Here is a 22,413-nt window from a genome sequence, read left to right as displayed (position 1 = left end):
AGTATAATTTAAATTAACCGGCACAACGCATTAAATTAATTGACAAAACAGGTTACAGTTTCAGCCCCTCAACAACCTGCTTCAGCGCTGTAGCAGATTTATTCAGAAGTACTGTTTCATCCTCGCTGAGAGGTACTTTAATAATTCTGGCGATACCTTCGGAATTAACCTGGCTTGGAATACTGAGACAAATATCGCTCAGGCCGTATTCTCCCTCAAGCAGGCTGGACACGGTCAGAATGGAATTCTCATTCCGCACGATTGCTTCAACTATCCTTCTGACTGCCAGGGCAACGGCATAGTAGGTCGCACCTTTGCGGTCAATTATTTCATAGGCGGCATTTTTTACATTGTTATAGGTGGTTTCCTTAAAGCTTTCACTGTCACAGGAGTTGCAGTCCTTGCAGTATGCGTCCATGGGTACTCCTGCAATTGAAGCAAGGCTCCAGGTGGGAACTTCGGTATCCCCGTGTTCTCCGATAATATAGGCATGGACATTTCTGGGGTCCACCCCCATATGCTCCCCTATCATGTATTTGAAGCGGGCCGAATCCAAAACCGTCCCTGAACCGATGACCCTGTTTTTGGGGAAGCCTGAAAGCTTGTAGGTTACATAGGTAAGGATGTCCACGGGATTTGTCACCACCAGCAGGATACAATCCGTATTGTACTTTACTATATTTCCCACAACATCCTTGAAAATAGCGGTGTTTTTATTTACCAGGTCGATTCTGGTTTCACCGGGTTTTTGATTGGCTCCTCCTGTAATAACAACGATATCGGCATCCCTGCAATCGGAATAAGTTCCGCTGTATATTTTGACAGGCCTGACGAAGGGCATTCCGTGATTCATATCCATGGCCTCGCCTTCGGCCTTCCGGGAATTTATATCTATAAGCACCAGCTCTGAAATCAGTCCGCTTAACATAAGGGTATAGGCAGTGGTTGATCCCACAAAGCCGGTGCCGACTATTGCAATTTTGTTTATTGATTTATTTTTCATATTAGCCATCATTCCTTTCGCTGTGCTCAAGGCACAAAAAGTTATGAAATTTGCCCTTCAGGGCTTTATTTTCCGGGTAACTATTAATATACCCTAAAAGTGGTAAAAAGTAACAATAATTTGTTTGAATAAATTTGAAATATAATGTAAAATATTATTATATTTATGCAAAAAAGTGCAGGATTAAGGAGCAATTCTTATGCAATTTTTAATTCAGCAGCAGATGAATATTTTATCCGGTGCCGTTATATTCCTTTTTGGGATATACGCTTTAAGTGTGCTGGATAAAAAGGCTCTGATAAACAAGATATATATTGCCTCCCTTTTCTTAAATTTAATTCTCATCACCCTGGAAATAGTGTTGAATGTGTTGACCGAAGCCTCTGTAGGGCTGTTCTGGGTAGGCTTTTTATCATGCCTTTTATGTATTTTGTCCCCGCTTTTATCCTATTTATTCCTGAAGTTTATATGTGCTTATTTTCTTTCCCCCATCAAGTTGAAAAAAAACGGTGAGATATGCTTTTTACATAATGCTTGTTTTTAATACCGTTACGTCAATCATATCCTCAAGAACAAGAACCTTTGAAGCTGCAAGTTTCTCCCGGTACATAATTCCTTTTGTCATTTCCATTATCTTTCTTGTATACAGCGTGTATGTGATCGTCCTGAGCAAAAAAATGCTTCTCAAATTTGAATATGCCTATATCCTGGCCATAAGTCTTATGACCAGTGCGGGCGTGCTTGTACAGCTGTTTTTAGGAAAGACGGCATTTATCTGGTGCAGCAGCAGTTTCACAATAATAATGATGTTCATTATAATCCAGCAAAGAGAGCTTTACAGAGATTCTCTCACAGGTGTGAGAAACAGGGTGGTTCTTAAAAAGTGCCTGGATTCATATGGCAGAAGACAGGATGAACAATTATCCATTATTTTGATCGACCTGGACTATTTCAAGAATATAAACGATTCCTACGGGCACATGGAGGGGGATCACGCTTTGAGGACATTTGCCAGGCTGCTTCAGAAGGTGTATTCTGACAATGGAATTGTTATCCGCATGGGAGGAGATGAGTTCCTTATTTTAATTTACGATCTTTCGCCGGCAAAGGTAAGCGAGCTGATTGCTAAAATGGCAAAAATGGTTGAAAAATATAACATCCGGTGTGGGAAACCATATATGCTGAAGTACAGCAGCGCACACGGCACATATAAAAATGATATGAGTATGGAACAGTTTATCCATGAAATAGACTTGAAAATGTATGATCACAAAAATAGCCGGAAAAGGAAGGTGTGGGGGACTGAACACGAGTTCTAGATATATTGGCGTGTCGTAATTTGGATGTTGATTTAAGGATTATATATAAGTATAATTTGGCATATATACGTTTAGAGACTGGAGTACATTTAGAGATTGGAGGTCTACACATGATTACATGGAAAGATGATTATTTGCTTGGGATTGAGGAAATCGACAAACAGCATCAACAGTTATTCAAGATAGCTACAGACATTCACGAGCTTATCAGAAACGAGCTCATTATTGACAAGTATGACCGTATACTAAAGCTTCTGGCTGAATTAAAGGAGTATACCATTTTTCACTTTACTTCCGAAGAGGAGTATATGATGAGTATAGGGTATAAAAAATTGTTCAGTCACAAAGTTGAACATAATGATTTTATCGAGAAGATAAATAATGTTGACCTTGAAAAGATCGACATGGATCACGAACAATACTTACTGGAAATCCTTGACTTTGTTTTAAACTGGATAGCAGAACATATTCTGAAGACTGATAAGGCATATACTGCAAAATGATGTCTTAATACTGTACCGGAGTCCGGTTTATTCACTCAGGCTGTTTTAAAATCATTTTCCTATAAATGCCGGGGCTTACGCCGTATTTCTCCTTAAAGAGCCGGCTAAAGTAATACTGGCTGGAAAAGCCTGAAATTTCCGAGATTTCATTAATACTTATATTAAAATTTTTAAGCAGCTCCAGAGCCTTTTCAAGCTTGACCGAGTTAAGCTTCTTTATCAATGTATCTCCGGTCAGCTTTTTATATGTTCTCGCAAGGTGGCCGTAGCTTATATGAAGTTGTGCCGCTATGCTTTTGGCTGTCATATTTTCCGGATTTACATCATTGAACATCAGGTTTATTTTTTTGATGAGTGCATTGTAGCCTGACTGATCCTGATGAGAATTTGCCAGTTCCACAGGATTATGTATTTCTGATAAGGAACAAAGAAAACGTAAAAATAGCAGACGCAGATTAATATTGTTATTTGTGCGGATGCTCTCCTCAAAGACCTGTATAAGCAGCTCGAAAAGGCGGCTGTCATCCCTGTGGCATTCAGGTTCCAATGCGCGCAGAGCATACAGGGACTTATACATACTTTCGGGAGAGGCCTGCAAACTGCAATCACTCTTTTTAACCTGCCATCTTATGAAAATTCCTTCATGGGGCATCCTGTTATTGTATCTATGGGAATGCTCCACTCCCGGCGGGACCAGCAGATATGTCTCCGATCCGAAAGTTGTCTTTTTTTCGCCGAAATAAGTGATCAATTCTCCGGATATTACGTAGTTCAACTCAAACCAGGTATGGCTGTGAGCAGGGCAGAAAACCCTGCTGCCGGTGTCCTCGAAACCTATTTCTATGATTTCGACAATAGCATCATCAACCGCAATAGTATGGCAAAGCTTCCCCTGCAAATTACTGGCTTCTTTTTTCAGCTCATCCAATGTCATAACTTTTCCTCAATATCCAATGGCATGATGTTTTAAATAACAGGTTCATTATATCACACGTACAGTTAAACTATGAGCATGTTATCAAGCATGTTATTTTTTTATAAAACCCGGTTATAAAAATGTATTTACATTAGTTTCTTTTTTGAGATTATATATATTGAATCTTAATTTTGGAGGACGAAATATGGCAAAAATACACTTGATCTGCAATGCTCACATAGATCCGGTCTGGCAATGGGACTGGCAGGAGGGAAAGGCTGCGGCAATAGCCACCTTCAGGGTTGCTGCCGGATTCTGTGAAGAATTTGACGGATTTATTTTTAATCATAATGAAGCTCTGTTGTATAAATGGGTTGAGGAGTATGAGCCTGAGCTGTTTAGCAGAATAAAAATACTTGTGGGGCAGGGCAAGTGGCATATAATGGGAGGGTGGTACCTCCAGCCCGACTGCAATATGCCGTCGGGAGAGTCTTTTGTAAGACAGATTCTGGAGGGAAGGGAATATTTCAGAGAAAAATTTGGCGTGACACCCCACACTGCCATTAATTTTGATTCCTTCGGACATTCCAGGGGCCTGGTACAAATTTTAAAAAAGACCGGCTTTAATTCATATATAATCATGCGGCCCGAAGACAATGGCTCAGCGGTGCCGGCAGGAGATTTTATCTGGGTGGGCTTTGATGATTCCGAAATTGTGGTCCATAAATTATTTTCAGGCTACAGCACCGTTTTGGGAGAGTCGGACAAAAGAATATCCGAATGGCTTGAAAAGTATCCTGAAAAGGAAATAGGATTGGTAACCTGGGGTGTGGGAAATCATGGAGGAGGACCCTCGAAAATTGATCTTATACAAATAAATGAATTTATGCAGAAAACAGAGGGTAATGAAATTGTTCATTCCTGTCCTGAAAATTATTTTGCAGAGCTGAACAAGCTCAATATTGAGCTTCCCAGGCACTATAAGGGCCTTAATCCAAGATTTGTAGGCTGCTACACCTCTCAGGCACAGATAAAGCAAAAACACCGCAAGCTGGAGAATGAGCTGTATATGGCAGAAAAAATGGCGGCAAATGCATTCATAAACAACGGAATACAATATCCTGAGCAGGAAATGAAAGAAGCTTTGGAAGATTTGCTTACCGCCCAGTTTCATGATGTTTTACCCGGCACATCGGTAAAAGAGGTGGAGGAATCTTCCATCAGACTGCTTGACCACGGACTTGAGCTTGCCTCAAGAATACAAGCCAGGGCATTTTTCGCTCTGGCAGGTGGGCAGGAAAGGGCAAAAGAGGGTGAAATCCCCATTCTTATATACAATCCCCACCCCTTCAGAGTGAGAGGCATATTTGAATGTGAATTCATGCTGGCAAATCAGAATTGGGCAAAGGAATTTACTCTGGCAAAGGTGTTCCGGAATAATATGAAAATTCCGTCTCAGCCCGAAAAGGAAGCCAGCAATGTAAATTTGGACTGGAGAAAGAAAGTCGCCTTTTATGCCGAATTGGAGCCCTCACAGATGAACCGTTTTGACTGCAGGCTGGAGATGGTGGACGGCAAACCCCAGCCGGCTTTAAAAGCTGAAAACGGCAAAATAGTTTTTAAAACCGATGAGCTGGAAGTGGTTATCAACTGCAATACCGGGCTTATTGATGAGTACAGGGTAAATAACAAGAGTTATCTGAAAAACAATTCCTTCGCTCCATTGGTTATGTCGGACAATGAAGATCCATGGAGAATGGACGCAAACAGGTTTGATGAAGTAAAAGGAAAATTCGTACTTATGAGCAAGGAAGAAGGGACCGGATATTCGGGGGTATCGGCTTCAACTGTTGATTCTGTGAGGGTCATTGAGGATGGAGAGGTCAGAAGCGTAATAGAGGCAGTGTTCCGTTACAATAATTCCTTCCTGTGCCAGACCTATAAACTGCCTAAAAAGGGAACAGAAATTCATGTTAATTTGAGAGTTAACTGGAATGAAAGGAATAAGATGCTTAAGCTGTCCGTTCCAACTGTGCTGGAGGATGCCGATTATTATGGACAGGCAGCTTATGGGGTCGAGAAATTGCCCGGCAACGGGGACGAGACTGAGGCACAAAAATGGACGGCAGCAGTATCAAGTACTGAAAATAGGGCTGTAACCTGTATAAATGACTGTATTTACGGTTCTGATTTTAAAAATGGGGAAATAAGGCTTTCTTTACTGCGGGGTGCGGCTTATTGTGCACACCCCATAGGTGACAGGCCATTGGTAATGCAGGATAGATTTTCGGCTGGAATTGACCAGGGTGAGCGTGTTTTTGATTTTTGGATCAATGGGGGCAGTGTTGAAAGCAGAATGAACTCAATTGACAGAGAAGCATTGGTTCACAATGAAAAACCCGCCGCACTGTCTTTTTTCCCGGCAGGAGAAGGAAGTAAACCTCTGGGGCTCATAGAGCTGAATGATGATGTGATACAACTGGCCTCGGTTAAAAAGACCGGCAAATCCCAAAGGTTTATCTTCAGGCTGTTTGAACCCACAGGCAGGGAAAGGGAAGTAGAAGTTAATATGCCGGCGTTAAACATTAAAAGGAAAATCAAATTCGGTAAATTTGAAATAAAAACTTTAAGGGCCGACCTTGAGAAAAAAGAGCTTCAGGAATTGGACCATATTGAGTAGTGATAATATATATCACTTGAATGTTGAGTTGCTATGTTTTATAATACATCCTGAGTGCTCAACAGTATCATTTCTTGTGCTTGTCGAGCACCGGGGAGGCTAATTATGAAAACAGTCCCTTATCTTAAAAAGAAATTTTTAGATTTTTATTATACCTTGTCAATAAAAAATAAAATAAGCCTGTCATTTATTATTGTTTTTTCATCCCTGCTCATTTTACTGGTGGTATTTGTTTATAACATTTCATCTGCGATTTTGATAAATAAAGCCATTGAAAGTACCTTGCAAAATCTGAGGCTGGTTTCGGAAAAGTTTGACATAGCCTTTGATAATGTGGAGAACTATGCCAAAGCCGCCAAAATTAATAATGTGGTACAAAATGCTTTGACAAATACCCGTGAAGAGGATGAATTGGACAAGTACAGCAGGATCAAGGATGTGAGGAATTCACTGGACAGCATTATTAATCCCAGATTTTTAATCGATTCCATGATTCTCTATGACTTTAACGGAAACATATATGACTCGGGGAAGATTCAAAGCCTGAAGTATGCATTCAAGCCCGAGTATAATAGCTTCAGGGGGAACTTTATAACCTCGGGTCCCAATTTCTGGCAGGATATCCACCAAAGTAATTTTACCGAGTCTGAAGCCACACAGAAAATTATTACATTTACCAGCGGAGTGATAAACGCAGATTCGGGGCTGCCGGTTGGAGTACTGGAAACCAATGTCAACGAAAAATACATATCAAAATTATATTCGAATATTGTTATTGGAAAGAGCGGAAAAATATTTATCATAAATAAAAAGGGCCAGATTGTGTCCAATACCGACAAGCGCAAAATATATTCAAACATTTCTTATGATCCTTATTTCAAGTGGGCTTTGAATAATGAGGGAGGTAAAATATTCAATATTGATGACAGGCAGAATCTTATTATCAGCAGACATTATGACAGGCTGGACTGGATTATCCTGGGGATTGTACCCACTGAGGAAATAACACAGGACAAATACCTGCTCATAAACCAAATTGCTTATATAGGCCTGGGTTTTATACTGGCAGCAGTAATTTTAATAATTTTCATTTCAAAATCAATAACGCGCCCCATCATTAAGTTGAAAAAATCAATGGAATACATGGGAGACGGCGACCTTGAGGTAAGCGTCGAAGTGAAGACCAGAGACGAAGTGGGAGCGCTTGCCGAAGAGTTCAACAGGATGCTTAAGAAAACATCAGCATTAATGGAAAGTGTCTACTTTGAACAAAAAAGAAAAAGGGAGTATGAACTTGCCCTGCTGCAATCCCAGATCAATCCCCATTTTCTTTATAATACTCTGGAAAGCATATGCGGATTGGCCGTATTGAACAGAACGGAAGATATAATCAGTATTACCGATGAGCTGGCCATGTTCTACAGGGGGGTACTGAGCAAGGGAAGCAAAATAGTTTCCCTAAAGGAGGAATTGAATATTATCGAAAGGTATCTGAAAATTCTTCAGCTGAGATATGGGGATCAATTTGATTATACTATCGCTGTGGACCAAAGGCTTTACAATTTTGCCACAATAAAGCTTATCCTCCAGCCCATAGTGGAAAATGCAATATATCACGGATTGAGGAATAAAAAGGGCAAGGGGCATCTGGAGATAAGGGGATGTCTGGAAGATAATAACTCCTGTATTTATGTCATAGATAATGGTTTAGGTATGAGAAATGAGGATATCCGGCGGATTTTCTCAGATGCCAGCTATGAATCGGTCCAGAAAAGCTTTGGTGTTAAGAGTACTGATGAGAGAATCAAGCTGTATTTTGGTCCTGAATACGGTATAAATATTGAAAGTGTGTACGGTGAAGGCACTACTGTAAAAATTGTTCTTCCGGCAAAAGAAATGTGGGGTGGGCTAGAGTGATCAAAGTGATTTTAGTTGATGATGAATACCTGGTAAGGGTGAGGCTTAAGTCCTGTGTTGACTGGAACAAACTTGGCTATGAAATAGCAGGTGAAGCCGTAAACGGAGAGGATGCCCTCGGCCTTGTGGAGGAAGTCCGGCCTAATTTGGCAATTATAGATATAAATATGCCATTTATCAATGGTCTGGAGTTTGCTAAAATTGCCCGTGAGAAATACCCTGAAATGAAGATAGTTATATTGACCGGGTATAGCAGCTTTGAGTATGCAAGAGCCGCCTTGCAGGCCGGAGTTGTAAATTACCTTCTGAAACCTGTCATCCGGGATGAGCTGGAAAAGATACTTTGCGATGTCAATGAGCAGATAACACAGGAATTGCAGCTGAAAGAAAATATAGAAAATCTGAAGCTAAATTCCAGAGAGAGGATTACTCTGCTTAAGCAGAGATACATACAAGCACTGCTGGAAGGTATTCAGCCGGATAATTCCTCGGAGGGGGCAGAGAAATTGCAGTTATTCTGCCCCAGATTAAAAAATGCCAAATTGGCAGTAATAGTTGTGGGTATTGATGGTTTAGCTGCCGACGGAATTTTTGAAAATGACAGGGAATTGTGGCTATTTGCCGTGTCAAATATTTTTGGTGAAATATTTGAAAGTGAAAATTGTTTTGAAATCTCATTTGATCAAAACAATCGTATAGTCATTATCGTAAATTCCTTTAATTCTGAAAAAAATAACTCCCGGGTGGATTATATTACATTGTGTGAGACTGCACAAAAACTTGTTAAGGAATTTTTGAAGTTTACTGTTACCGTCGGTATTGGAAAACCATATGAAGGACTGGAAAAGATAAGCCTATCCTACAAAGAAGCACAAACTGCACTTAAAAACAAACTTGTTTTGGGGAACGACAGAATTATTGAATATGAGGCTATTGAAGCTCAAAAGGGGATTCCTGCCGAACCTCTGAATTTTCGGCAAAACATGCTGATAAACCTCAGACTTGGAAATATTTCGTCCATCACAGAGGAGCTGCATAAAATATTCACTACATTTATTGCCAGGAAATTGACAGTGGAAAGTCTGTATATGGTCTTATCCGAATTGCTGTTAACAATTACCACCTTTGCAGGAGAGAATGAAATAAATATGTCGGAAATAACAGAGCAGGATATTAATATTTCTGAAATGATAAATTATAAAGAGTCCATCAATGAAATTGAAGATTTCTTTATCGACATATTTGGCAGGCTGGTTAAAGCCCACAGCAACAAGAGATACATGGGGCACACCCGGATTGTTGACAAGGTTAAGGCATATATTGATAAAAACTATTCAAACAGTGATTTAAGCCTTGAGAATATTGCCAGCAACATGTCCATAAACGCAAGCCACCTCAGCAATATTTTTAAAAAGGAAGCAGGTCTTTCGGTAATAGAGTATCTCACGGAGTGCAGGATGAAAAATGCCAAGGAACTGATTGACAGGGGAAACAAAAAGCTTTTTGAAATAGCTGAATTGGTTGGTTTCAACGATCCGTACTACTTCAGCAAATGTTTTAAAAAATATACCGGCGTATCTGCCTCCAAGTATTTTAAAACCAAATAAACCGGATTATAACTGTAAATATTTTAATTTAAAAAATTTACTAACACACAAAAGAAATTCCATTTTAAAATCTTCCCTGGGAATATATTATTCTCTAAGGAAGATTTTTTTTAAAAGTAAACATAACATAAATTCTCATAACATAATTAATCAGCATAAAAATCCAATTAAATCAAAGAAAAAGCAGACATAAGTGCAGCTACATAGATGAAAACACATAAATGAAACTTTATAAAGTCTATATAAAGTTATGGGCCCAATTCTGCAAATATGGGGAAAGGAGCTGTGTCGGAAAAATCAATGCGGAATGGCCAAAAATATCATATGGGAGGGAAAGAATGAACAAAAAGAAATTAAGAATCACTGCGCTGTTTATTGCTGTCCTTTTAAGTGTTTCTGTGTTTGCCAGTCCGGTATTGGCATATGACAAGTCATATACCTCTTATGTATCGGGACATGGACACATTGATACTGCGTGGCAGTGGAACTATGCCAGAACCATTTCGGATTTAACCTATAATACCTGGGCAAAACAGCTGGGCCTTATGGAGAAAAATCCAGACTATAAGTTCAGTGCATCATCAGCGCAGCATTATGAATGGATGAAAGAATATTATCCCACTTTGTTTAATAACATAAAAGACAAGATAAACAGCGGACAATGGGATTATGTCGGCGGTGAGTGGGTTGAGGCCGATACAAACATTCCCTCGGGAGAATCAATGGTAAGGCAGTTCCTTGAGGGGCAATTATTTTTTAAAAAGGAATTTGGCAAGGTTGCAGATGTTGCATTTTTACCCGATGATCCCGGACATTCCTGGATTTTACCTCAAATTGCGTTAAAATCTGGGACAAAAGCCTTTACAGCAACCAGAATAAGTGCTTTGCCCAATGAGACGGATTTTACAACCTGGGGTATGTCGGGTTATGACAACTTCAACTGGAAAGGTGTTGACGGTACCATAATCCCAGCCTACAAACCAACACCCTTTTATACAAATGATATGAGTGCCGCTATGATAAATAAATCTCTGGATTCCGGAAGCAGTGAGCTGGGAATCAAAAAGGGTTTCTTTTACGGCGGAGACGGTGACATGGGCGGCGGTCCCACACAGGCACAAATAGACAATGTGCATAATGTAAATAATGATCCGAACGGGCCCACGACCCGGTTTTCAAAAATGATTGACTATTTTGACTCTTTAACTGAAGAGGAAAAGGCAAAAATCCCCGAATTCAACAAGGAGCTTTATTACAACCATGAGCTTGGATTATACACAACACATGGGGATTTAAAAAGATATAACAATGACAACGAAGTGATGGCAGAAGCAGCTGAGAAGCTCAACAGCCTGACAATGTGGCTTGGTGCGGCCTCCTATCCTGCTGAAAAGCTCGACAGGGCATGGAAAAAAATACTGGTTTCCCAGCATCATGATATTTTACCCGGATGTTCCATAGACAGTGTCATACAGGATGCCTGGAGTGATGCCGAAGTTGCTTCAAATCTCATGAAAAGCGGCGAGGACTATTCCATGGCGGCTATTGCCTCACGTGCCGACACCACGGGCCCCGGGATCCCCATAGTAGTGTTCAATTCCCTGTCATATGAAAGAACCGACATAGTTGAGACTGAGGTGACTTTTGCTTCGACACCTGCCGCAGTGAAAATATATGATGCGACAGGCTCCGAGATACCTTCGCAGGCAACTATTAACGGAAATACAGCCAAAGTACTCTTCATTGCAAAGGATGTCCCCTCCGTGGGATATGCCGTATATCACGCTGAGGCTGCCGCAGCCGCGGGAACATATAATACGGGATTGACCATAGGCAATAATATTATGGAAAACGACCGTTACATAGTAGAACTCAATGGAGCTACAGGAAATGTAAAAAGGATTTTTGACAAGGAAAATAATAGAGAAGTGCTTGAAACGGGAAAGGAAATCGAGCTGCAAAAGCTCAAGGATGACAGTCAGGAATCGGATGGCGGCTGGCAGGCCTGGATATTTACCTGGGCAGACCAGATAGCCACACCTGCCATCTTAAACAATAATCCTGCCATAACTCTGCTGGAAACAGGCCCGGTCAGAGCAACTTATGAAGTGACAAAAACCGATGGAAGCTCCACTTTCAAACAGAGAATATCATTATATTCCGATATCGGCAGGGTGGATTTTCCAATGACGGTGGATTGGCACGAAACCAACAAAATGATCAAGGCCTCCTTCCCGCTGGCGGTTTCAAATCCCAATGCCACCTTTGACCTTTCCTACGGCACGGTGGAAAGAGGCAACAGAAACCCCGACAACAGGGAAGTACCTGCTCAAAAATGGGCGGATATAACAAATACTTCCGGCGACTTCGGAGTGAGCATTCTGAGTGAATGCAAATACGGCTGGGATAAGGTGGATGATAATACCCTCAGGTTGAGCCTGCTCAGAGCTGCCAAGAATATGGACAGTGATGCCGATATGGGTGTACATAACTTCACATATTCAATATATTCACATGCAAGTACCTGGGCAGACGGAAATACACCCCGGGAAGCAGGCAGTATGGCCAAACCCTTCATTGTGTACCAGGATAAGCTGGAGCCGCACCCGGGTGGCCTGGGAAAGACCTTCTCCTTTGTGACAGTGGACAAACCAAATATAACGGTTGCTGCAATAAAAAAGGCCGAAGCTGAAAATTCAGACGATCTTATTGTAAGATTGTATGAATCACAGGGCAGGGATAATACGGATGTCAATGTAGCTTTTGCCGGAAATATAACTTCCCTGCACGAAACAAACCTCATAGAGGAGGACATGGCAGCAACACTGTACAGCGGGAATTCCTTCAGTACTTCCTTGCATAAATATGAGCTGAAGACCTTCAGAGTAAAGTTGGACAGCCCCTATTACGGCGATACCAAACCTGTTGTAACAAAAGTCAACCTTGGTCTGGAATACAATCAGGACGGGATCAGCCATGATTCAGACAGAGCAGACGGGGATATGGATTTAAATGGGCACACTGTCTCAGCTGAACAGCTGCCGGATGAGATTGTCAGCGAAGACATCAGTTTTGCCATGGGACCCAAACAGGATGGACAAAAGAATGTTGTGATGGCAGCCGGACAGACAATACCCCTGAATTCCGGTTCAAATCCCAACAATGCACTGTATATTCTGGGAACCTCGGTAAACGGACCTCAATCGGGTGACTTCAGTGTTCAATATGACGACGGCATATCATCCACTGCCAAAACCCTGCAGTTTAACGGCTGGACTGCAATGATAGGCGGTTTCGGTCTGACCAGAATAACCGACAAAATCGGATATGCGGTATCCCACAGGCATAATCCCTGGGGCGATGACGCGTACAGGGAAACATACCTGTATGTATACAAAATAACACTTGATCCTGCAAAAACAGCAAGCAGTATAACCTTGCCGGATAACCCCAATATGAAGATATTTGCCATGTCGTTGGCAAGCGGAGGTTTCCTGCCTGCCGAGCCAAATGTAACGGTTCCTTTTGTAAATAATAATGTGACGGTAATCAATGATGATTCACCCCTCATCAAATACGGAGGCCATTGGACCAATCAGGACGGGAGAGGGGCCAATATCGGCGGTGATGTGCATTATGCCGACGACGTAAGAAATAATCATCAAACGGTAGAATTCTCGTTTATCGGTACAGGTATAGAGTTTATCACCGAAAAAGGAAATGACCAGGGTGACGTGGAGGTATATATCGATGATATACTCATGGACACTGTAAATACACTGGCAGCTTCACCGGAGGTGGCAGCTTCGGTCTACAGCAAGCAGGATCTTCCGCTGGGAGAGCACAGGATAAAATTGGTGGCGGCTACCGGATACTGGGCAATATTTGATGCATTCAAGGTAACAAATTATACGCCGGTGCCTTATGTATATCCCGCACCTGAAGAAAGCGCACTGATTGTAAATGATGACGCAGGCGGAATAGAATATACAGGAAATTGGCTTTATGCCGGCGGCCGAAATGGAGGGGACTATAAATCGGATATTCACTATACCCAGACAATAGGCGATTATTGTGAATTTACATTTATGGGTACGGGTATTGATTTTATATCTGAAAAAGATCCTGAAATGGGAGCTATCGACATATATATTGACGGAATCAAGGATGCCACCGTCAGCTGCGCTGCTTCCAGGCTTGATTTTTTCCAGACCGTATATTCAAAAACGGGTTTAACTCCGGGAAAACATGTGATCAGGCTGGTTTTGATATCGGGTTCAAAATTGACTGTTGACGGGTTCCAGGTTACAAATAACCCGGTGGCGCCTTCAAATGCTTCAATTGTGAATAACAACGACAGTGCCGTAACCTACAGCGGAGGCTGGAACTACAGCGGTTCAAGAGGTATGGGGGACTATCTGGATGACGTAAATTACACAGCTACAAAGGGAAGCTACTGTGAATATACCTTTACCGGTACGGGAATATACCTTTATTCGGAAATGGACACCGGTTTAAGTGATGCCGATATATATATCGACGGAACTAAAGATGCTACCATCCATTTGGCATCAACCTCCAGAAGCTCTTTTTATCAGGTATACGGAAAAAACGGGCTGCCCTATGGAACCCATAAAATCAAGGTTGTCAATGCATTGAATGACAGGTATCTTATCATAGATGCCTTCAAGGTTTCAACAAATACTACCGGGGCTTTGACGGGTATTGTAAATACCGTTCAGGGCAGCCCTCTGGCAAATGTGGGCATAAACCTGTCGGCAGGCGGAAATACTTATCCGGCAGTGACGGATCAGGCAGGAGTATATACCATCAGCGGTGTTGAAGCCGGCGCCGGCTATGTATTGTCGGCACAGAAAGCCGGATATCGGGATGGGGCCGTTAAAGGCATCAATATCGTATCCGACGGAACTGCCATCAGCGATATAATTGTCCTGGATCCTCTGGCTCCGGCTGATGCTTCGGTCATCAATGATGACGACGGCTCGCTGACCTACAGTTCGGGCTGGAACTACAGCGGTTCCAGGAGCAACGGGGATTATATGAATGATGTGCATTATACCGACCAGCAGGGCAGTTACTGTGAATACACTTTTACAGGCACAGGAATATACTTCTATACCGAAATGGATCACGGCTTGAGTGACGCGGATATTTATATTGATGATGTAAAGGTGAGAACAGTGCATTTATCCTCGGATTCACCTTTGGCATATATGCAGGTGTATGGTCTTAACGGCCTGCCGTACGGTCAGCATACGATAAAGATAGTCAATGCCCTGGGCGGAAAATATCTTATAATTGATGCATTCAAGGTGTCACAAAATGTCACAGGCGCAATCACTGGTATTGTAAAAGACATTCAGGGAAGTCCTCTTGAAGGAGTAAATGTAACGGCAGAGGCCGGAGGAACCGGGTACACCGCTGCAACTGATGCGGCAGGAGCATACACAATCGGCAGTGTACCGGCAGGAACAGGTTATACCGTTACTGCAGGCAAAGCCGGATATCTGGATGGTAACATCGGCGGAATCAATGTCATATCAGACAGCACAACCGAAGTCGGTGAGCTTGCGCTGGAACCTGCCCCGCTGCCTGATACGGGGAAGATAACCGGCAGAGTTATTGATACAGCCAATAATCCCATTCCGGGAGCAAATGTATCCATTAATGTAAATGATGCGGAATATTCGGCTATTACTGATGCTTCAGGACATTATACTCTGGTAAATATACCGTCTGGAACAGGCTACACTCTGACTGTGACAAAAGCTGGTTACCAGGAGACGGCAGCAGCGGGAATTGACGTAATCTCAGGAAATACAACAATAGAAAGTGATCTGGTGCTGAGCCGGATAGCTCAGCTGGGGACAATCACAGGCAGGGTACTCGACAGTTCCCATAATCCGGTGGCAGGAGCGGCTGTGGCCGTAAAAGGTACAGGCTTTGCAGCTGCAACAGATTCAGACGGAGGCTATACAATAGCGAATGTACCGACGGGGATAACTTATACGGTGACTGCAGTCAAACCGGGCTACCAGGCCTCATATGTATCCGGAGTAGTAATTACAGCCGGCGATACGGTTTTGGCCCAGGATATCATATTGGACCCGTTTGCACCTGAAAATGCACTGTTCATTGACGGTGATGACAGTTCGGTCACATACAGCGGCAACTGGGGATACAGCGATAACCGGAGCAACGGTGATTTTGAAAACGATATCAAGTATACGATGGATATGGGCGCATACTGTGAATATACCTTTACCGGAACAGGAATATTCTTCTATACGGAATTGGATCACGGCCTGAGTGATGCTGATATTTATATTGACGGCGAGTTTCAAAGAACCTTACATCTGGCATCCGATACCTCATCAGCCCGCAACCTTTTGTACGGAAGAAACGGCTTGCCTTATGGACAGCATACCATCAGGATTGTCAATGCCTTGAATGGCAGATACCTTATTATAGATGCCTTTAAAGTATCTACAAATACCACGGGGTCAGTTACCGGCAGGGTTATGGATAACTCGTCAAACCCTCTCCAGGGAGTAAATGTGAAACTGACGGCCGATGGGAATGAATATCTGGCTGCAACAGATGCTGAAGGAACATATACCATCGGGATGGTACCTTCCGGAACAGGATTCTCCATAACTGCAAGCAAGACTGATTACCAGAACGGAAGCATTGACGGGATTAATGTAATTTCAGATAACACCACATATCTGGGTGATTTAGTACTGACAGCAGTTATTAAACCCGGAACCGGAATAATTTCGGGAAAAGTGCTGGATGCATTTGGAGATCCGGTCCAGGGTGCAGTTATAACAATAAGCAGCCCGGCGGAAACCGGCAACCGGAGTGTGACAATCGATCCGGTTGAAACAGATGACCCATCTGTGACAAGTGGCTCTGCCATAACGGTTGATTTCACGACAGAAGGTGACTCCGCGTCAGCAGATGACTCCACGACAACAGGAGACTCAACCACAGAGAGCAGCTCAGCTATAACAAACGCTTCAGGTGACTATCTTCTAAATAACCTGAAGGCAGGGACAGGTTATTTGATAACCGCTTCAAAAACCGGATATCAAAGTGTGTCAATTCCCGAAGTAACTGTTATTGAAGGCGAAATAACAGTGGTGGACAACATAATCCTTGTTCCGGTGAATAAGGGAATGCTATCGGGTAAAGTGACGGATGAATACGGGAATCCTGTTGAGGGAGCAACAGTATATCTTTCGGCCGGCAATAAGGCTTACACAGCCATTACCAATACTGCCGGAATATATACAATGACTGAGGTCTCAGCAGGAACAGGATATACATTGTCTGTTGCAAAGGCAGGATACCAGAACGGCCTGTCAACCGGAATAAATGTGACTGCCGGAGAAGTGACCCAGGCCAATGTCATACTGGCTAAAATAAGCAGCGGCGGCAGTGACGGCGGTAATAACAGCAGCGGCGGTAACAGTAGCAATGGCAGCAACAGTGGATATTCAAATACCGGAACGGCTTCAACCTCTCAGGAACCGGCAGCCGCAGCAGTGAGTCCGGAATTTTTGAAAAAAGCTTTTGAGACTGCAAAAGCCGACAAGAATGGAGTGAAAACGGTAGCAATATCTTCAGATGCCGCGGTTAAGACTGCCAGGGGACTGGAGTATGTAATTCCTGCCGAGTACCTGACTTCAGAAATTAAGACCAGAAGGATCAGGCTGGAAACTGACGCAGCAACCATTGACATACCGGGTAACATGCTTACGGCAAGAGCTGTGGGGAATGCACAGAATATTACCATTTGCATTTCCCAGGTGGAAACCGGCCAACTGGGCTCAGAAATGAGAAAGTTTGTCGGGACCAGGCCTGTAATTGATTTGACGGCAAAAGTAAACAACCAGGTCATAACCTGGAATAATCCTGATGCACCTGTAACCGTATATATTCCCTATACCCCAACCCGGGAGGAAATGTTAAAAAAGGACAATATTACGGTATGGCATCTGGACGATAAAGGGAATGCGACAGCAGTGCCAAGTGCAAGGTATGATTCCAATGCAAAGGGAGTCATCTTCAATACAACCCATTTCAGCAAATATGCCATTGTGTTCGTGAATAAGAATTTCAGCGATATAAAGAAAGCTTCATGGATGCAGATACCTGTGGAAATAATGGCGGCAAAGGGAATAATTGAAGGCACCTCCGAGGCTGAATTCAGTCCTGGCAGGGATATAACAAGAGGTGAATTTATTGCATGGCTCATCAAGACCCTGGATATAAAAGCAGCTTTTGATTCAAATTTTGATGATGTCGGCCTGACAAATAAGTACTATGAGCAGATAGGAACAGCTAAAAAGCTGGGTATAACAGCCGGTGTCGGAGAAAATAAATTTGAGGCCGACAGGCGGATATCCAGACAGGATATGATGGTCCTGACTGTAAAGGCGCTGAGAACAGTTGATAATAACCTTGCTTCCGGAACACAGGAGCAGCTTGAGAAGTTCTCGGATAAAGGCAAAATTGCAAAATACGCCTCAGCCGATGCAGCAACCATGGTCATGTTAGGGTATATAAACGGAGACGGCAAGAATATCAACCCGGTCTCCTTTACAACCAGGGCAGAGGCAGCCGCAATGCTGTACAGCATTTACTTCAAGCAGCAATAATATCTGATAATACCTATAGTTTTCTTGAGAAGCTGAACCGAAACCTTTTTCGGTTTGGCTTCTCATTACATCTCCAAGAAATCAGAATTCTTTATTTCCGACAGGGGTAACATATGGGCAAATTAAATTTTAAGAGAAAATATATGATAATTTCAATTGCAGTTACATTGATGCTGTGTATTTCAGCTGTATTCTTTTTCTTTATAAAACCCGGCTTGAGCACCATAAAAATCGAGTATACCATTAAGCCTCAATTCAATGAGGAGAAAACCGTAGAGATTAATATGAAAATCATCAGAGACGGAATATTTTCTCCGGTGAAAATTATACTTGGAAGCAGTAGTTTTAATCCCATCGATGCAAAATGCATGGATAGTGACGGCAATGAGGTTCTTTTCAGTGCTGAGGACAATAAGCTCATACTTGAGCCCTCAGGCTCCAACCCCCAATATATTGATTTATCCTATAAGGTTAAAATAGGTGACTTCTCAGGCAGTGCATATCAGGGCATTTATAAAGATGATCTGATTGCATTCAGCGGTGAAGGTTCCTTGTTTTTTCCATACTTTGATTACGACCAGGAAGGTCATGGGAACATCGGAAGGACCGTGAGTAAAATTGTTATAAAAACCGATGCGGGGAGCGGTATTAAAGAGGTTGTCCCATATCAAAAAAACGGTGGCAAACAGCTTGAATCCGTTGAAATCAATAATCCCGATTGGAATGTAATATATAACTTGTCCAAATCCTGTTATGCTTTTGGAGACTTTATTAACAAATATATTAAAGGCAGGAATGGCGATGTAAATATATTATTTGATCCGGCATACAAGTCCCAATTGCCCGATGAGACTGTCAGAGTCATAGGCAGCCTGTATGATTATTATGCAGAACTGTTCGGAGGCGGATTGGAAGACTGTCCGATAATTATTTTGAAAAATGACAGAGCAAAGGAAAATACCACAGTTGCCGGAATAGGCGGTAAATCACTGGGCATAAGCATGGAGCCAGGCAATGAAAATGACATCAGAACTTTTTCCCACAGTTTGTACAGTGCATTTTTTGACAATAAAATCAATGCCGTTAATCTGCACTATCAGCCTAATCTATGGCTGTACAAAGGGCTGGCCACCTATTATGAAAATCTGTCACTGGACTGTCTTGGAGAGAATGCGGGAAAAAATTACCGATTCAATTCTTCCGACGGATTTGCGGAACTTTACTCCAGATACATCTATTTCAGACTGAAGGAACCCTCAATGTACAAATTGTCGCCAGCCGATGAAAAGAGTGCATTACAGGGGCAGCTGCAGTTTTTTTTCTATACTGAAGCTCCGCTGGTCATTAAAAGCATAGAGGATATGGCCGAAACAGCACCGGCTAAAAAGAATGCCCTTCTGACATACTTGCTTGAATACAGAGCTGAAAAAAACATAAATGTGGGTGAATTGATGCTTGCGGTGGCAGGTGAAAGAGAGGAGCTCATCCGCAATTATCTGTCGGGAGATACCATAATGCCTTATTCCGGCAGCATTTCAGAAAAAGAAGAGCCGGAGATAATAACAAGGCGGCTGGATGATTATGAAAGGCTGCTGTGCAGCTGGAATCAGCAGGAGATTCCCATATATCCCTATGACAGGATATTTTTACTGGAGCCTGAAAAGATAGCCGATGCTTCAATTGCTGAAAATGTGGTATTTGCTTCAAAGCAAACCGAAGAAATGGTGGGTAATTTTTCACCTACCATTTTCATGCTGTTGAAGCAATATAAATTAAGGGCAGATGTGTGCGGTTTGAAGGATATTAATGATCCTTTGTTGAAATATAAACTCCTTAGCGATGAAGTTAACATAAATAAGTGGAATGAGTACATAAAAAATTTAGGGTTGGATTCTGAAAATGATGAAATTATTGAAGACAAAAAGTCCAATTAAAAGGTGGGCCTCTTTTGGTAAGTTATTCACTGAAAAGTGGTTTCTATTGATATCTGTTTCACTGCTTATTGCTTTTGGGATAATTGCATATTATTCATTGTTTATTAGCGGCCGGGGCCTTTCATATGTTTATGAAGTAAGCCCTTTATCCGGACAGAATAATCGGCTGCATGTGAATTTAAATATGCAAAAAGTTAGGAAGAATGAGCATTTGAAGCTCTATAAGGGCGATATCCCCTGCTCTGACATTAAATGCCGGAGTGCTGAAACCGGTGAAAAAATGGATTTTGATGTCAAAGATGATTTTATAGAAATAATCACCGGGAATGATAAGAGTATACTGGTTGAATACAATGTAAGTCTGGGGCAGCTTGACAAACATGGGCACCGGGGCGGGGCATACTCCGATATGGTGACTTTTGACGGAGACGGGGCTCTCATACTTCCCCAGTATGCCTTCAGTACGGAGGAAAGCGAAATAAAACGAAATGTGGGCAGGATAACCATTCATTATGACATTCCAAAGGATTGGGTTTCTGTTGTCCCCTACTCAAAACAAACCGGCGATGAACTGTTTTCACAGCTGGTAAAACCAACCTGGGCAGACATATATGACCTCAGAAAGTCCTGTTTTGCATTTGGGAAATTCAGAAAATATTCTTATGAACAAGGGGAAGGAAAACTTCAGGTATTGATTGATCCGGCCTATAAAGGGAATTATTCCCGGGAGGTGGAAGACGGACTGAACAGTATTTATAAATACTATGCCGGTTTATTTGAAAGTGAGATAAATTTTTCCATATTGCTTCTGAGAGAGGATTTGAAGGACGGCAGCTATATTATCAGCGGTTCCAGCACCCAGACCTGCGGAAGCTCCTTCCAACCCGGAAAGACAAGAGACTGGCAGCTTATGGGACATAGAATGTTCCATGCCTTTTTTGATACTGCCGTACGGGAAACCACCTTTCATACTCCGCCTCAATTGTGGTTTTATGAGGGTATGGCCACCTACTATGAAAATATGTCTATGAACAGCCTGCCCGCGGGTATACGGCAAAAGACGGGCCTGGATAAAAATGAGGAATTCCTGATGCTGTACAAGCAATATTTGTACATGCGTCTGAAGGATAAATATTTCTTCAGTGTTATGCCCATGGAAGAAGAGAAATACAGCAGTTTCAAAGGGATAACGGAATTTCTTCACTATACCGAAGCACCTCTTATGATTAAAGCCCTGGATGATATGGGTTATTCGAAATATGGAGAACACGACAGAATACTGAAATATATTTTAAAGCACGGCAAGAAAGGGAACTTGCTCCTGGAGGAGCTTGTAAAGTACGCCGCAGGCGATGGATATAAAACATTTGAGAGCAAGTTTATGTACAATAATGAATTGCTGCCATTATGGTATCTGGGAGACGGTAAAAAAGAAGATACCCGGAGGACAATACAGAGTCTGAAGGAAATTGAATATACTCAATGGACCTGGTTCAGGCTCCTGGATCCGGAATATCCTCTGGATTCCCTGGAAACTGAGGGTTTAAGTGAACTGACCGGTCAGGCCGAGAAAACCTCGGTTCATTTTGCTTCCGAGGATGTGGAGAATAATGTAAAAAAACTGTCTCCTGCCGTCTATTCCCTTTTGAAGCAATATTATCTCCGAGCTGATGTATGTGGTGCTGATACAAACAATAAGATGCTCAGGTATGAGCTTCTGGGCAAAAAGGAAAATCTGGACAAATGGGCGCTATATAAAAAAGGGTTAAAAAAAGATTAAAAATTTTCCTAATCGGTCAAAGAAATTACATTTATGAAATAACAGAAAATTTTATAATTTAACTATG

The 22,413-nt window shown here is 42.2% G+C and carries 10 protein-coding genes; 8 read left to right on the top strand and 2 right to left on the bottom strand.

Translation table 11 applies throughout. The features are described from left to right. Nucleotides 1-52: 52 nt before the first annotated feature. Complete coding sequence (locus CTER_RS13360; protein ID WP_004626077.1) at nucleotides 53-1,003, bottom strand: L-lactate dehydrogenase; 951 nt, start codon at nucleotides 1,001-1,003, stop codon at nucleotides 53-55. A 677-nt stretch (nucleotides 1,004-1,680) separates the two neighbouring features. Between CTER_RS13360 and CTER_RS13355 the strand changes: the two genes are divergently transcribed. Both CTER_RS13355 and CTER_RS13350 read left to right on the top strand, forming a co-directional pair. Further along, complete coding sequence (locus tag CTER_RS13355; protein WP_165585964.1) at nucleotides 1,681-2,322, top strand: GGDEF domain-containing protein; 642 nt, start codon at nucleotides 1,681-1,683, stop codon at nucleotides 2,320-2,322. Nucleotides 2,323-2,432: 110 nt separating this feature from the next. Beyond that, nucleotides 2,433-2,825 carry a bacteriohemerythrin gene (locus CTER_RS13350; protein ID WP_004625938.1) on the top strand — a complete coding sequence of 131 codons (393 nt, stop codon included), beginning with the start codon at nucleotides 2,433-2,435 and terminating at the stop codon, nucleotides 2,823-2,825. 31 nt (nucleotides 2,826-2,856) lie between these two features. On the opposite strand, the gene CTER_RS27000 is transcribed toward CTER_RS13350, so the two are convergent. Further along, nucleotides 2,857-3,759: a helix-turn-helix domain-containing protein gene (locus CTER_RS27000; protein WP_004626041.1), complete on the bottom strand. Its 903-nt coding sequence runs from the start codon at nucleotides 3,757-3,759 to the stop codon at nucleotides 2,857-2,859. Between the two features lie 187 nt (nucleotides 3,760-3,946). Between CTER_RS27000 and CTER_RS13340 the strand changes: the two genes are divergently transcribed. The 6 genes from CTER_RS13340 (at nucleotide 3,947) to CTER_RS13315 (ending at nucleotide 22,346) form a co-directional block, all read left to right on the top strand. Beyond that, on the top strand, nucleotides 3,947-6,421 hold the full coding sequence (locus CTER_RS13340; RefSeq protein ID WP_004625915.1) for a glycoside hydrolase family 38 N-terminal domain-containing protein: 2,475 nt from the start codon (nucleotides 3,947-3,949) through the stop codon (nucleotides 6,419-6,421). Nucleotides 6,422-6,526: 105 nt separating this feature from the next. After that, nucleotides 6,527-8,338: a cache domain-containing sensor histidine kinase gene (locus CTER_RS13335; protein ID WP_004625995.1), complete on the top strand. Its 1,812-nt coding sequence runs from the start codon at nucleotides 6,527-6,529 to the stop codon at nucleotides 8,336-8,338. Further along, complete coding sequence (locus CTER_RS13330; protein WP_004626002.1) at nucleotides 8,335-9,945, top strand: response regulator; 1,611 nt, start codon at nucleotides 8,335-8,337, stop codon at nucleotides 9,943-9,945. Before CTER_RS13335 ends, CTER_RS13330 begins: the two co-directional genes overlap by 4 nt. A gap of 338 nt (nucleotides 9,946-10,283) precedes the next feature. After that, on the top strand, nucleotides 10,284-18,632 hold the full coding sequence (locus CTER_RS13325) for a carboxypeptidase regulatory-like domain-containing protein (protein WP_004625909.1): 8,349 nt from the start codon (nucleotides 10,284-10,286) through the stop codon (nucleotides 18,630-18,632). 113 nt (nucleotides 18,633-18,745) lie between these two features. Beyond that, on the top strand, nucleotides 18,746-20,566 hold the full coding sequence (locus tag CTER_RS13320) for a hypothetical protein (protein ID WP_040761116.1): 1,821 nt from the start codon (nucleotides 18,746-18,748) through the stop codon (nucleotides 20,564-20,566). A 211-nt stretch (nucleotides 20,567-20,777) separates the two neighbouring features. Then, entirely contained in the window at nucleotides 20,778-22,346 is a 1,569-nt protein-coding gene (locus CTER_RS13315; protein ID WP_131469431.1) for a hypothetical protein, read from the top strand. Nucleotides 22,347-22,413 lie beyond the last annotated feature (67 nt).

This window comes from Ruminiclostridium cellobioparum subsp. termitidis CT1112, from assembly GCF_000350485.1.
Lineage (GTDB): Bacteria > Bacillota > Clostridia > Acetivibrionales > DSM-1351 > Ruminiclostridium > Ruminiclostridium termitidis.
This window is presented reverse-complemented; position numbering and strand designations above follow the sequence as displayed.